Annotated in this window: 16 protein-coding genes and 1 riboswitch; of the genes, 13 read left to right on the forward strand and 3 right to left on the reverse strand. The window is 60.5% G+C overall.

Going from position 1 to position 13,361, the window contains the following annotated elements; genetic code table 11:
* Positions 1 to 333 precede the first annotated feature (333 nt).
* From SynBMKMC1_RS11865 to SynBMKMC1_RS11890, 6 genes are all read left to right on the forward strand, one after another.
* Positions 334 to 819 carry an allophycocyanin subunit alpha gene (locus tag SynBMKMC1_RS11865; RefSeq protein WP_011933918.1) on the forward strand — a complete coding sequence of 162 codons (486 nt, stop codon included), beginning with the start codon at positions 334 to 336 and terminating at the stop codon, positions 817 to 819.
* A gap of 39 nt (positions 820 to 858) precedes the next feature.
* Positions 859 to 1,347 (forward strand): allophycocyanin subunit beta, encoded by a 489-nt coding sequence (gene apcB, locus SynBMKMC1_RS11870; protein ID WP_011933919.1) that lies wholly within the window; start codon positions 859 to 861, stop codon positions 1,345 to 1,347.
* Between the two features lie 5 nt (positions 1,348 to 1,352).
* Positions 1,353 to 1,553: a phycobilisome linker polypeptide gene (locus SynBMKMC1_RS11875; protein WP_006043293.1), complete on the forward strand. Its 201-nt coding sequence runs from the start codon at positions 1,353 to 1,355 to the stop codon at positions 1,551 to 1,553.
* A 127-nt stretch (positions 1,554 to 1,680) separates the two neighbouring features.
* The gene (locus SynBMKMC1_RS11880; protein WP_186471889.1) at positions 1,681 to 2,916 is read left to right on the forward strand and encodes an FtsW/RodA/SpoVE family cell cycle protein; all 1,236 of its coding nucleotides are present in this window, start codon (positions 1,681 to 1,683) and stop codon (positions 2,914 to 2,916) included.
* Positions 2,917 to 3,019: 103 nt separating this feature from the next.
* The gene (locus SynBMKMC1_RS11885) at positions 3,020 to 3,688 is read left to right on the forward strand and encodes a cytochrome c biogenesis CcdA family protein (RefSeq protein ID WP_255486401.1); all 669 of its coding nucleotides are present in this window, start codon (positions 3,020 to 3,022) and stop codon (positions 3,686 to 3,688) included.
* Positions 3,689 to 3,690: 2 nt separating this feature from the next.
* The gene (locus SynBMKMC1_RS11890; protein ID WP_186471890.1) at positions 3,691 to 4,983 is read left to right on the forward strand and encodes a cytochrome c biogenesis protein ResB; all 1,293 of its coding nucleotides are present in this window, start codon (positions 3,691 to 3,693) and stop codon (positions 4,981 to 4,983) included.
* Here the strand turns inward: SynBMKMC1_RS11890 and queF are convergent.
* Positions 4,955 to 5,365 (reverse strand): preQ(1) synthase, encoded by a 411-nt coding sequence (gene queF / locus SynBMKMC1_RS11895; protein WP_186471891.1) that lies wholly within the window; start codon positions 5,363 to 5,365, stop codon positions 4,955 to 4,957. The two genes, SynBMKMC1_RS11890 and queF, sit on opposite strands and share 29 nt — an antisense overlap.
* Before the next feature lie 157 nt (positions 5,366 to 5,522).
* A riboswitch (Glutamine riboswitch) is annotated at positions 5,523 to 5,598 on the forward strand.
* A 62-nt stretch (positions 5,599 to 5,660) separates the two neighbouring features.
* On the opposite strand from queF, the gene SynBMKMC1_RS11900 reads away from it, so the two are divergent.
* The 3 genes from SynBMKMC1_RS11900 to SynBMKMC1_RS11910 all read left to right on the forward strand — a co-directional run bounded on the left by SynBMKMC1_RS11900 (position 5,661) and on the right by SynBMKMC1_RS11910 (position 6,535).
* The gene (locus SynBMKMC1_RS11900) at positions 5,661 to 5,864 is read left to right on the forward strand and encodes a DUF4278 domain-containing protein (RefSeq protein WP_186471892.1); all 204 of its coding nucleotides are present in this window, start codon (positions 5,661 to 5,663) and stop codon (positions 5,862 to 5,864) included.
* 69 nt (positions 5,865 to 5,933) lie between these two features.
* On the forward strand, positions 5,934 to 6,155 hold the full coding sequence (locus tag SynBMKMC1_RS11905; RefSeq protein WP_186471893.1) for a hypothetical protein: 222 nt from the start codon (positions 5,934 to 5,936) through the stop codon (positions 6,153 to 6,155).
* Between the two features lie 41 nt (positions 6,156 to 6,196).
* Entirely contained in the window at positions 6,197 to 6,535 is a 339-nt protein-coding gene (locus tag SynBMKMC1_RS11910) for a P-II family nitrogen regulator (protein WP_186471894.1), read from the forward strand.
* 8 nt (positions 6,536 to 6,543) lie between these two features.
* Here SynBMKMC1_RS11910 and SynBMKMC1_RS11915 read toward each other — a convergent pair whose 3' ends face one another.
* Positions 6,544 to 7,377: a TlyA family RNA methyltransferase gene (locus tag SynBMKMC1_RS11915; RefSeq protein ID WP_186473451.1), complete on the reverse strand. Its 834-nt coding sequence runs from the start codon at positions 7,375 to 7,377 to the stop codon at positions 6,544 to 6,546.
* A 98-nt stretch (positions 7,378 to 7,475) separates the two neighbouring features.
* Between SynBMKMC1_RS11915 and SynBMKMC1_RS11920 the strand changes: the two genes are divergently transcribed.
* The 4 genes from SynBMKMC1_RS11920 to SynBMKMC1_RS11935 are packed head-to-tail and all read left to right on the forward strand — an operon-like array spanning position 7,476 to position 10,562.
* A complete protein-coding gene (locus SynBMKMC1_RS11920) occupies positions 7,476 to 7,694 on the forward strand; it encodes a hypothetical protein (RefSeq protein ID WP_050815941.1) in 219 nt (72 codons plus the stop codon).
* Positions 7,695 to 7,743: 49 nt separating this feature from the next.
* The gene (gene purB / locus SynBMKMC1_RS11925) at positions 7,744 to 9,039 is read left to right on the forward strand and encodes an adenylosuccinate lyase (RefSeq protein ID WP_186471895.1); all 1,296 of its coding nucleotides are present in this window, start codon (positions 7,744 to 7,746) and stop codon (positions 9,037 to 9,039) included.
* A gap of 27 nt (positions 9,040 to 9,066) precedes the next feature.
* Positions 9,067 to 9,168, forward strand: a complete 102-nt coding sequence (locus tag SynBMKMC1_RS11930) for an adenylosuccinate lyase (RefSeq protein WP_186471896.1) — start codon at positions 9,067 to 9,069, stop codon at positions 9,166 to 9,168.
* On the forward strand, positions 9,165 to 10,562 hold the full coding sequence (locus SynBMKMC1_RS11935; RefSeq protein ID WP_186471897.1) for a class II fumarate hydratase: 1,398 nt from the start codon (positions 9,165 to 9,167) through the stop codon (positions 10,560 to 10,562). The genes SynBMKMC1_RS11930 and SynBMKMC1_RS11935 overlap by 4 nt, the downstream gene beginning before the upstream one ends.
* Positions 10,563 to 10,580: 18 nt before the next feature.
* Here SynBMKMC1_RS11935 and SynBMKMC1_RS11940 read toward each other — a convergent pair whose 3' ends face one another.
* Positions 10,581 to 13,355: an RNA helicase gene (locus tag SynBMKMC1_RS11940; RefSeq protein ID WP_186471898.1), complete on the reverse strand. Its 2,775-nt coding sequence runs from the start codon at positions 13,353 to 13,355 to the stop codon at positions 10,581 to 10,583.
* Between the last annotated feature and the right edge of the window lie 6 nt (positions 13,356 to 13,361).

Raw genomic sequence — 13,361 nt, forward strand, 5'->3', positions numbered from 1 at the left:
TCGCAATTTGCAGAGCCAGCGAATGTAAACCGCTGGCTTTTTTATGCCTGGTTATCAAACACCTAACCCAGGAATGAAGATCTGTTACCAGCACCAAACCCTCCCTAGCAGTTGGCTGAGAATCACTGGTGATCGGCCTCACCATCTCTGGTGAAGCCCGACGGCATCCCCGAAGGTCAACAGATACAACATCTGAAGGCCTTCGAGCTCGAATCTCCACGATCTGAGCACCTGCGGCCCTTAAGCTGCTGTCCGATCTCTGTCGAGATCACCACCACCACACACCGGATATCGGTCTCCTACGGGCGGCCGCTTGCTTCGAGGTAGAACTGCATGAGCATCGTCTCCAACTCGATCATCAACGCGGACGCCGAAGCCCGCTATCTCAGTCCAGGAGAACTGGACCAGATCAAGGCTTTCGTCGGCGGCGGCCAGCGTCGTCTGCGCGTCGCTCAGGTTCTCAGCGAGAGCCGTGAGCGCATCGTCAAGACAGCTGGCGGCCAGCTGTTTCAGAAGCGTCCTGATGTGATCTCCCCCGGCGGCAACGCCTACGGCGAGGAAATGACCGCAACCTGTCTTCGTGACATGGATTACTACCTGCGCCTCGTCACTTACGGGGTCGTCGCAGGTGACGTGACCCCGATTGAAGAAATCGGAGTCATCGGCGCTCGCGAGCTCTATCGCTCCCTGGGTACTCCCCTGGAAGCCATGGCTGAAGCGGTCCGTGAAATGAAGACCGTCGCCATGAGCATCCTCAGTGGCGCCGACGCCGAAGAGGCAGGCTTCTACTTCGATTACGTGGTCGGCGCCCTCGCCTGAATCACCGGACTTCACGCCCCTTTCCGTCACTCCTGATCCATGCAAGACGCGATCACCAACGTCATCAACAAGTCGGATGTCCAGGGTCTTTACCTGGACACGACGTCCATGAGCAGCCTCGAGGGCTATTTCGCCAGCGGTGAGCTGCGCGTTAAAGCTGCTGCCACCATCAGCGCCAATGCGTCCTCGATCATTCGTGATGCTGTGGCGAAGGCCCTGCTGTATTCGGACATCACCCGTCCGGGCGGCAACATGTACACCACCCGTCGCTATGCAGCCTGCATCCGCGATTTGGATTACTACCTGCGTTATTCCACCTACGCCATGCTGGCCGGTGATACCTCCATCCTCGACGAGCGGGTGCTGAACGGTCTCAAGGAGACCTACAACTCCCTCGGAGTGCCCATCGGAGCCACTGTTCAGGCCATTCAGGCCATGAAAGAAGTCACCGCTTCCCTCGTTGGCCCCGATGCAGGCAAGGAGATGGGTGTCTACTTCGACTACATCTGTTCCGGTCTCGGCAACTGAGGCCCATGCGGTTGTTCAAAGTCACCGCCTGCATTCCGAGCCCTGAAAAAGTTCGGACCCAGCGCGAATTGCAGAACACCTTCTTCACCAAGTGGGTTCCCTACGACAGCTGGTTCGCTGAACAACAGAGAATCCAGAAACAGGGTGGACGAATCATCAAGGTTGAACTCTGCACTGGCTCACGCCAGGTGAATGTCGGTAACTGACATCAGCTCAAACCCTTGCGAACCCGGCTAAAGGCCGGGTTTTTTTATGACCTGTCCCTTGGCAAATCGTGTTGAAGACGGCTCAATACACTTATTCCTTTCTTGACTCTTGAGCAGCCCGTCCGTGATGTCCAGGAGGAGTCGGTCCTCACGGTCGGACACCGTGAGGACTCGGACGCATCCTGAAAAAGAGCAGAAGGCGTTCTGGGACCGCCACCTCCCCCTCGACTGGTCGTTGTGGCCTGCGGAAGCACGCCTGTTGCTCACGCTCACAGCGATCTGGAGTCTTGCGGGTTTGCTGGTGCTGGCCTCTGCCAGCTGGTGGGTTGCAGCCCGAGAGCAAGGGGAAGGTGCTTTTTATCTCAAGCGCCAATTGGTGTGGATGGCTGCGAGCTGGAGCTTGATGGCGTTCACAGCATCCATCAACCTGAGGCGTTGGCTGAAGATGGCTGGCCCCGCCCTCTGGATTGGCGGCCTGCTTGTTGCCGCCACATTGGTGATGGGAACCACGGTGAACGGAGCCAGTCGCTGGCTCGTGATCGGACCGATCCAGATCCAGCCCTCAGAACTCGTGAAACCGTTTGTGGTGTTGCAGGCGGCCAACCTCTTCGCGCACTGGAAACGCACAGGCCTGGATCAGAAGCTGCTTTGGCTCGGCAGTTTTGGGCTGTTAGTGCTTCTCATCCTTAAGCAACCCAATCTCAGCACCGCCGCTCTGAATGGGTTATTGATCTGGTTGATGGCCTTCTCAGCAGGCTTACCCCTGGTGCAACTGTTCGGCACGGCGATCGGAGGCGCCTGCCTGGGCACCGCAAGCATTTTGATCAATGAATACCAACGACTCAGGGTGATTTCCTTTCTGAATCCCTGGAAAGATCCTCAGGGTGATGGCTACCAACTGATTCAAAGTCTTCTGGCGATCGGTTCGGGAGGGGTCTTCGGAGAGGGATTCGGACTCTCAACGCAGAAATTGCAATATCTGCCGATCCAAAGCACCGACTTCATTTTTGCGGTGTACGCCGAGGAATTCGGGCTGGTGGGCTCGTTGCTTCTGCTGCTCTTCTTGATGCTGATCGGCTACCTCGGCCTGCGCGTGGCACTGCGCTGCCGCAGCAATCAGGCGCGCCTTGTTGCCATTGGCTGTTCCACACTGTTGGTGGGGCAATCCATCATGAACATTGCCGTGGCCTCCGGAGCCATGCCAACAACAGGTCTGCCGTTGCCCCTGATGAGTTATGGAGGCAACTCGCTGCTGTCCAGCCTGATGATCGTGGGACTGCTCATCCGCTGCTCTCTGGAATCCACAGGCTTCATTGGAGGCCGCGGCCAACGCAGATCAGAACGCAAACTCCGGCGGCATTGAAGCGCTGATCGATAGGCTTGCAGTCTGTGATTTCCGGCCGACCGGCACGACCATCGCTTTCCTCGATCTAGCGCTTTCCGATCTGGCTCGAAGCGCTGAGCAGCTGCTGAATCACGCCCTGGAACAGCCAGGCCCCCTCAGTTTGGGGGTGGTTCTGATCGGAGGAGCCCTGACCAGCCTTGGTCCCTGCTCTCTCTCCCTTCTTCCGGTCACCCTTGCTTATCTGGCCGGCTTTGAGGGTCGCCAGGCTCCCTGGCAGCGCAGCCTGGCGTTTTCCGCTGGCATTGTTGCCGCACTGGTCATGCTGGGAAGCCTCAGCGGTTTGCTGGGCGGAATTTACGGACAAGTGCCAGGTCTGATCCCAACGCTGGTGGCTGTGCTTGCCATCGTGATGGGCCTCAATCTTCTGGGGATGATCCGGATTCCCCTGCCGGCGGGCCCTGATCCCAAGGCCTGGAGCAATCGAGTGCCAGCACCGCTGGCCCCCCTGGCCGCAGGCCTGGCCTTTGGGTTAGCAGCCTCGCCCTGCACGACCCCCGTTTTGGCCGTTCTGCTCGCTTGGATCGCCAGCACTGGGAATGTTGTGATTGGCATTCTGTTCCTGAGCAGCTTCGGGATCGGCCAGGTTCTGCCGCTGCTGTTGGCGGGCAGCATGGCAGCGTCCTTGCCGAAATTGATGGCGCTCCGTCCTGTGAGCCAATGGATCCCGAGCATCAGCGGAGCCGTGCTGATCACGGTGGGATCACTCACGCTGTTGGCTCGGTTGGTCTAAGGATGCGCACTCTCAATCGCGTCTTCGCGATCCTTTCCGATCTGCGCCTGGCCATCGCGCTGCTTCTGCTCATCGCCACAGCCAGTGCTGTGGGGACGATCCTTCCTCAGCAAGAAGCTCCTGAGCTGTACCTCGAGCGCTTCAACGCCGATCCCTGGCTCGGGTTGATCAATGGTGACCAGATGCTGGCCTTTCAGCTTGATCATCTCTACTCAAGCGTGTGGTTCCTGGCTCTGCTCGCCTGGCTCGGCCTGGCCCTGATGCTTTGCAGTTGGCGCCGGCAATGGCCGGCCTTGCAGGCGGCCATGCGTTGGATCGATTACACACGCCCGCGTCAACTGAGCAAGCTGGCCCTGGCGGAAACCCTCAGCTGTGCCAGCAGCGATGGTGCTCTCTCCAGCCTTGCCATCGAACTGAAATCACGGGGGTGGCAGGTCAAGCAGCATCAAGATCGCCTGGCCGCGCGTCGCGGCGTCGTGGGACGGGTAGGTCCGCTGCTGGTGCACACGGGCTTGGTGTTGCTGCTGATCGGAGCGGCCTGGGGAGCACTCGCCGGTCAGCGTCTGGAACGGTTTTTAGCTCCAGGACGGTCTCTGGATCTTCTCGATCCAGCAGGCGCCAATCGCCTCAGTCTCACGCTTGAGAACTTTTCGATCACGCGTGACCCTGCCGGACGTGCAGAACAGTTCCAATCGACGCTGACTCTCTCACCACCAGGCCAAGAGGACGAGCGCCGCACGATCAGCGTGAACCATCCACTCCGTTACCAGGGCATGACGGTGTATCAGGCCGACTGGTCTTTGGCTGCAGTCACGGTGCAGATCGGCAAAAGTCCCATGCTGCAGCTTCCCCTCAGCACATTTCCGGAGCTGGGTGACCAAGTCTGGGGACTGGTCCTGCCCACCCGTCCGGACGGCAGTGAACCCGTCTTTCTGAGCACCAGCAGTGAACAAGGTCCAGTGCAGGTGTTCGGCTCGGACGGTGCACTGATCACCAATCTCCGCCCCGGAGGCGAAGGAACAGAGGTGAGGGGCTTACCCCTGAAGGTGATCGACATCCTCCCTGCCAGTGGGCTGCTGCTCAAACGTGACCCCGGAGTGCCTCTGGTCTATGCCGGATTTGCCATCACGCTGCTCGGCGGAGCGCTGAGCATGGTGGCGACGCGTCAGATCTGGGTGATCAGCGACGCCGTGCATCAGCGCTTGCACATCGGCGGACTTTGCAATCGCAACCTGCTGGGTTTCGCTGCAGAACTGCCGGAACTGATCAACAGGGTTGACGTGTCCCATGGCTGACACGCACCACGGTGTGAACATTTCCCCGGGGATGGAAATCGGCCTCAAGCTGCATCCAAACCGGGTCGCAAGCTGACACGAGATCATCAAGGATCCGGTTGGCAACCTCTTCATGGGAGATGGTGCGATCGCGATAACCGTTCACATACAGCTTGATCGCCTTCAGCTCAACGACCCGCGGGCCGGGCTGATAAAGAAGACGCAAAACAGCGAAATCCGGGTAGCCCGAAAAGGGGCAGAGGCAGGTGAATTCCGGCAGTTCAATGGACACCTCATAGGGCCGACCGGGCCGAGGGTTGTCGAAACAGATCAATTCGGCCTCGGCGATCGCTCGCTCGCCATACAGAGGCGTTCGAGTCGTTGCTGAAGAGGATGCGCTCATGACTGACATCAGAGACAACGGTTTGTAAAGAACCTAAATCCCAACCGGAGAGGCCCAGGCCCACCAGAGCCTGGTATTCACCGATTTTCTTCCAAGCAAATCAGCAAAATGTTCACTATGAACAACACTTTTGCGGTACAACTGCATTGAAGGACAAAACGTTGAGCTCAGGCGACGGTCATGCGTCGCCTTTCCAGCCGGAAGTAGCCACTCGCGCGGCGAAGCAACGCTCCTTCCCACGAAGCGGCTCCGATCAGCGATCGGAACAACCACCACCCCCTTCGAGGCTTCTCCCATGACCACTGTTCAACACACCTACAGAGGCATTGCCTACGACCCAGCCCAGCACGAACGGCTGAGCACTCAACAGGTCGATCACACGTACCGCGGCAGTCACTACGAAGCGCCCCTGCAGCATCAAGTCGCTGATCAAAACACCGTCGAGCTGCACTATCGCGGCAGCGTTTATCAGCACAGGCAGCAGCAAGCCAAATCCTGATTCGGTATCGAATCGAACAACGACTGGGTCTGGGGCCAGCGGTAATGGGGACACACTCGAGCCCATTCCATGGATCTCCGATTGCTGGCAGATGGCCTTTCCTATCGATTGACGCCAAACAGCATTCACGGAATTCTCTGGCTCCAGACCCACTTCGAGTCTCAGCACTGGGACCTTCTGGCCGATGGACGGGTCACCGTGTCCCGTTCGGACGCCGAAATTCTCTGGCAAGACGCCACCAAGGGTGGTCTGACAGTCGCACCTCTGCCGACCCTTTCACCCTCCCGCTGAATCAGTCCTGAACCACCCCTTCACCGCCTGAAGCTCCTTCCATGAAAAAAGTCGAAGCAGTCATTCGTCCCTTCAAGCTCGAAGATGTGAAACTTGCCCTGGTCAATGCCGGAATCGTCGGCATGACCGTGAGTGAAGTGCGCGGATTCGGCAGGCAGAAAGGCCAGGTTGAGCGCTACCGAGGATCTGAGTTCACCGTTGAATTCCTTCAGAAGCTGAAGGTGGAAGTGGTCGTCGACGATGCCCGGGTGGACACGGTCGTGACGGCCATTGCCGAAGCAGCGAAAACTGGCGAGATCGGCGATGGAAAAATCTTCATCTCAACCGTTGAAACCGTGGTTCGCATCCGCACCGGCGATCGTGACGGTGCTGCTCTCTGACATTCGCATCAGGGATTGAGTGTTGCGATCACCACGGCCTCGGTCACCTCGCTGGTGACCGAGGAGTCACCTGATCCGCCAAGCCACAACAGATATTCGTGATTACCCGCAGGGCCTGTGATCGGTGACCCCACCAACCCGCGAGCCTTCCAGTTCAAAGCTCGGCCTGCAGCAATCACGCTTGCAATGGCATCGCGGTGCGCCGCTGGGTCACGAACAACACCGCCTTTTCCCACGCGCTCACGCCCCACTTCGAATTGAGGCTTCACCAGCAGCACAGCTTCACACCCACAGCAGCGTTCACCCTGTTGATCCAGTTGCAGCAACCCAGATAGAGCGGGAAGCACAAGCTGCAGAGAAATGAACGACACATCCGCCACGGCCAAGGTGGGTCTGGAATCACCCTCAGCGAAAAGCTCCTCAGGGATCAGGCGCCGCAAATTGGTGCGCTCCTTCAGCACCACCCGTTCATCGGTGCGAAGGCTCCAAGCGGTCTGGCCGTAACCCACATCGATGCCATAAACCCGAGTCGCGCCGTGCTGCAGCAAGCAATCGGTGAAACCGCCGGTGGAGATACCCCCATCCACACACACACGCCCTTCCACCTCGATGGGGAACGCCTGAAGCGCGCCGAGAAGTTTCTCCCCGCCCCGGGAAACAAACCGTGGCGGCTGCTCGACACGAACAACCGTGTCTTCAGTCACTTCAAAACCGGGCTTCTCCAGCCGCTGGCCATGGCGATCGCGCACCTTCCCAGCACGGATCAGCTGCTGAGCCTGTTGACGGGATGCCGCCAGGCCCAACGTCAGCAGATGCAGATCCAGCCGTTGTTTTCGGGGCACAGCTTCATAAAAGCAGAGTGGAAATCCGAACAAAGTCATGGGGTTCACCCATGAACCCGTTGATCTCCGGGAGGATCAAGCCGAGCCGCCTCACGGACATGTCCGCCAAGCAGCCTCCCCATCGCCGCTGCCGCAACCACAGCAACGTTCTGGAGCTTCTCCACCCTGGAACCTTTGTCACGATCGACAATCATCCTGATGATCTGCCTCCTTTCCAGGTGATCGAATGCCGTGGTGGCGTCTGCCTCGTGCGGCAGCAGTCATGGGGACAGCACGTGCAGTGGGAGGTTGAACACCGTCGCTTGCGCTCAGCCTGAACGTCCCCGTCGCCGTATGGTCATGGATTGACCGTTCGTCTGAGAGCCCTTGATCGAGCGCTACACCCTGCCCGAGATGGGCGCGATCTGGACCGACCGTGCCAAGTATCAAAGTTGGCTCGATGTCGAAGTCGCTGCCTGTGAAGCCAACTGCTCCTTAGGGCGCGTCCCGGAGCCTGCCATGGAGGACATCCGCACCAAGGCGGCCTTCGAGCCGGAGCGGATCCTCGAGATCGAAGCCGAGGTGCGCCATGACGTGATCGCGTTCCTCACCAACGTGAATGAGCATGTGGGGGATGCCGGGCGCTACATCCACGTGGGCATGACCAGCAGTGATGTGCTGGATACCGGCTTGGCGCTGCAACTCAAGGCCTCGGTGGCGCTGTTGCGACAGGAACTGACGGCCCTCGATCAGGCCATCGCCGAGCTGGCGACAGCGCACAAGAACACGGTGATGATCGGCCGCTCCCACGCCATCCATGGCGAACCGATCACCTTCGGCTTCAAGCTTGCAGGCTGGTTGGCAGAAACCCGGCGCAACGCTGAGCGTCTCGAACGCCTCGAACGGGATGTCGCCGTGGGCCAGGTGAGTGGAGCCATGGGCACCTACGCCAACACCGACCCAGAGGTGGAGCGTCTGACCTGTGAGCGTCTCGGGTTGAGCCCCGACACAGCCAGCACCCAGGTGATCTCCCGCGATCGCCATGCGGACTACATCCAGACCCTCGCCCTGGTGGGAGCGAGTCTTGACCGCTTTGCGACGGAAATCCGCAATCTCCAGCGCACCGATGTGCTCGAAGTGGAAGAAAGCTTCGCCAAGGGCCAAAAAGGCAGTTCGGCCATGCCCCACAAACGCAATCCGATCCGCAGTGAGCGCATCAGCGGCCTGGCCAGGGTGCTGCGCAGCTATGTCGTCGCGGCACTTGAAAATGTCGCTCTGTGGCATGAACGGGACATCAGCCACAGCTCCACCGAACGGATGATGCTTCCGGACTGTTCGGTCACGCTGCATTTCATGCTCAGGGAAATGACAGCTGTGGTGGCCGGTCTCGGCGTCTACCCGGACAACATGCGCCGCAACATGAATGTGTACGGCGGGGTGGTGTTCAGCCAGCGGGTCCTGCTCGGCCTCGTCGATGCCGGCATGAGCCGGGAGGATGCCTACCGAGTGGTGCAGAGGAACGCCCACAGCGCCTGGAATACCGAGGGAGGCGATTTCCGCTCCAACCTCGCCGGCGACCCTGAGGTCACGGCAAAACTGAGCAGCCAACAACTCGAAGACTGCTTCAGCACGGAGCTGCATCAAGCCAACCTGGGCGTGATCTGGGATCGGCTGAAGCTCTGATGCACGTCTGATGCACTGACGGCCCCCATGTTCTGGACCCCCTACGCAGACTGGATTTATGTGGTGGTGAGCGTCAGCGGAATGCTGCTGATCATTGCCCTTGTGTTGAGGCCCCCCTCGAAGCCATGACGAACGCGACGCGCACCGAACACGACAGCATGGGCACTGTGGAGGTGCCGGAGCAGGCGCTCTGGGGGGCGCAAACCCAGCGCTCCCTGAACAATTTCGCCATTGCCGAGGATCGGATCCCTACCCCCCTGATTCACGCACTCGCTCGCATCAAGCAAGCAGCCGCCATCGTGAATGCGCGACACGGCCTGATCAGCAGCGACCAGTGCAGCTTGATTGTGGACGCCGCGGCCGCCATCGCCGAAGGGCATCACGATGCGCAGTTTCCACTCAGGGTCTGGCAAACCGGCAGCGGCACGCAGACCAACATGAACCTCAACGAGGTGATCAGCAATCTGGCCTCGCTGCATGCAGGGGAAGCACTCGGCAGCCACTGGCCCATTCACCCGAATGACCACGTCAACCGTTCCCAGTCCACCAACGATGCCTTCCCTGCCGCCATTCACGTGGCAGCCGTTGACGCGATCAGTCGCCGTCTTCAACCGGAAGTGCAGCAGCTGAATGAGGCCTTTGCCATCAAGGCGGAGGCCTGGGGCTCCATCGTGAAAATCGGTCGCACTCACCTCCAGGATGCGGTCCCGCTCACCCTCGGCCAGGAAGCGTCCGCCTGGAGAGACCAAATCGGAACCGCGGCGCGACGCATCGACACGAGCCTGGAGGAACTCCTGCCTCTGCCCTTGGGAGGCACGGCGGTGGGAACGGGGCTCAACGCCCCCAAAGGCTTTTCCGTGGAGGCGGCAGCTGAGCTCAAACGCCTCACAGGCCTGCCCTTCACCACAGCCCCCAACAAGTTCGCCGTGATGGCCGGCCATGACGGACTCGTGAACACCATGGGGCAGCTCCGGCTTCTGGCCGTCAGCCTGCTCAAGATTGCCAATGACATCCGCTTACTGGCCTGCGGTCCGCGGGCCGGTCTGGCCGAACTGCATCTTCCAGAGAATGAACCTGGAAGTTCGATCATGCCGGGCAAGGTGAATCCCACCCAGTGCGAAGCGATGGCCATGGTCTGCACCCAGGTGATCGGACTGGACGCTGCGGTGGCCATGGCCGGTGCGGGTGGCCATCTGCAGATGAATGTGTACAAACCGCTGATCGGCTTCAACCTGCTGCAGGCCATCACACTGCTCACCGATGCCTGTCACTGTTTTCGCGTGGCGATGGTTGAAGGGATGGAACCCAACCGCGCCCGCATCCAACGGGATGTGGAGCAGTCCCTGATGCTGGTCACCCCCCTCACCCCGGTGATTGGGTACGACAAAGCAAGCACGATTGCGAAGTACGCACACGACCAGGGACTGGACCTGAGAAGCGCCGCTCTGAAACTGGGTTACGTGAGCGCTGAGGAGTTCGATCGCGTCGTCGACCCTGCAGCCATGGCGGCTCAACAGGGCTAGGAGCCGTTGGCTGGAGGGTCAAGCAGCCCTCTCGGTTGCAGGATTCAACGGATCCGATTCCGCTGCGGCAGCCTTGAGCAAATCATCCGCTTCCGCCACAGGGAAGCGATTGATCGCTTTCAGCGCCTGACGGGCATGGCTGCGCAGCTGCTCGCTGATCGCCTCGCAGTAGGGAACCTGCGCCAGCAGATCAATGGTGCGTCGCATGATCCGAACCACATCACCCTCATCCAGCGAAGTGTTGGCGATCAGATCATTCCAGGCCACACCGCGGGCCCAGGCCTCCACCAACCCCATCAGTTCAGGCTCCCACCAAGCAGGGACCACAACCTGATGGCGTTCCTGGGCCCGCAGCAGTTCCCGTCGCAGTCCTGAAAGATCATGAAGGGCCTCTTCGGCCCGGGGCGGCGGCAGGAAGCCGCTCCAGAGGTCAGGCCGGTTCACTTCGGTGCTGATCGCCTCGAACACCGCCGCGAGCTCGGCGGGTGGCAAATCATCCAGGTGACCACTCATCAGCGCCAGACCGAGCCAGAGCTCGTTGTCACCGCGCAGAGCCGCCACGGTTCTGCCGATCTCCGTCGGCACGAGGTCATCGAGAGCGCCGAAGTGCTGAAGAATCTCCATCAAGGAGAGAAACGTGTCCCAGTGCCGGTTGGCACGGTGATGGAGCAGTTGCTGGCGCTCGGTGATTTCCAGTTCCAGCTCCTCCATGCGCCGCCGGTGCTTCTTGAGGTGCTTGCGATCCCCCCAGCGGTGGGCGGGATGGGCTTCCAGCTCAGCCTCGAGCTCCTTGACGGTCTGCATCTGGCTCAGGACCTCGCCGGCAAGGTCGTACTGGGGTGTGGTCATGTCATGGCGCTGGGCCATGTGACCCACAGCAAGAGCGAGCCCACCACTGTGCTGATCGCCATGGCGAAGCTCTCCAGCACGTCCGAGCTCAGGCGCCTGCAGCCCATCCACCTGCAGACAACTCAATTCCGCATGCAGGCTCACCACGGCCTGACAGGGCAGCAGGAGCCAGACGTTGTCGCTGGTGAGGCACAGCAGGAGCGGGAACTGGCCGGGACCCTCGCATTTCTCCACGATCACGGCTGGCGTTACGCCACCGCGCAGTTGCGGAGCTTTCAGACTCACCAGCGTGCCGACGCTGGCAAACTGCAGCGCCAGTGTGAGCTCATGGGCCAGGGTTTCCTCAGCTTGTTGCTGAAGGATGCGCAACAGACGCCTCTCTTCGCGCAGGCGGCCACGCAGCTTTTCATAGTCTTCGAAATCTTCCCAGGGCACATCACCGGCGGTGCCCTGCAACTGCCCGAGCTGAAGGCGCAGCTGCTGGAGAATTTCCTCTTCCTCAACAAGATCGAGGCTGGCCAGATAGCGGCCGAAGCTGCGTTCAACCAGCTCACGAGCCTTAGCCAGATCATGGCGCTGCAAGAGGTTGAGCACCATCCCGTAGCTGGGTGTGAACTGACTGACGAGGGGATCCGACGGGCTTGTGGCCAGTTGTCCCGCCTCTCGCACCCCTTCAAAACGACTCTGCACCGTCACCACATAGCCCTTTGAATCCAGGCCACGCCGACCGGCACGACCGGCCATCTGCAGGAATTCACTCGCCATCAGCGGCCTGTGGCCCCGCTCCGTGCGCTTGGAGAGAGAGGAGATCACCGTGCTGCGCGCAGGCATGTTGATCCCCGCCGCCAGGGTTTCCGTGGCGAACACAACTTTCACCAAACCCTGCTGGAACAACTCCTCGATCAGCTCCTTCCACGCCGGCAGCACGCCGGCGTGATGGGCAGCAATCCCCCGCAGGAGCGCATCAGCATGCAAGCCATCACGCACCGCCTCCGGATTGGCCTCTGTGTTGGCCTTGAGGCGCTCACGAATGCGTGCTTGCTCAGACTCGCTGACCAGACACTGCACGCCGAGATCGCGCACGGCTTTGTCGCAGCCCCGGCGACTGAAGATGAAGTAGATGGCTGGCAACATCTCCCGCGCCGCCATCTGAGCGACCACAAAACTGATCGGCGGCGGCTCGGGCTGGGGCGGGCGCTGGGAGCGTCCCTTGCGCTTGTTCCCCTTGGGAGCGCGCCACACCTTGCAGTTGGGATGCAGGCCGGTGCCTTGGTCATTCAGCAACGGATGCAGGCCCTTGGCGCTGCAAAAACTGAACTGGAGGGGGACGGGTCTGAAGTCGCTGACCACCAGACGGGTGGGGCCATGGACCCGTTCAATCCAGTCGGTGAGCTGACCGGCATTGGCAACCGTGGCGGAGAGTGCCACCAGCTGCACCGGGGGTGGGCAGTGAATGATCGACTCTTCCCAAACCGTGCCGCGCTGCGAGTCGTTCATGTAGTGACACTCATCCAGCACCACCGCCTCCACACCCGCCAGCGGGTCGTCGGACTGATCGGCTTCCGCGTACAGCATGTTGCGGAAGATCTCCGTGGTCATCACCACGATTGAGGCCTCACGGTTCACGCTGAGGTCACCGGTCATCAAACCGACGTTGTCGGCCCCGAACTGCTCGCGGAAATCGCGCAGCTTCTGATTGGACAGAGCCTTGAGAGGCGTGGTGTAGAACACCTTCAGGCCATGGGCGATGGCCCTGTAGATGGCGTACTCACCCACGAGGGTCTTGCCGGATCCCGTCGGGGCGCTCACCACAACCGAATGCCCCTGATTGAGGGCATCGATCGCTTCCAGCTGGAAGTCATCCAGCTGGAAGGGAAACAATTGCGCCGGATCAGGAGATCCCTCACTGGCGGGCCGTGCAGCCTGGGGGGCCTGATCCTTCATGGCGCG

Source organism: Synechococcus sp. BMK-MC-1, from assembly GCF_014279955.1.
Classification (GTDB): Bacteria; Cyanobacteriota; Cyanobacteriia; order PCC-6307; family Cyanobiaceae; genus Synechococcus_C.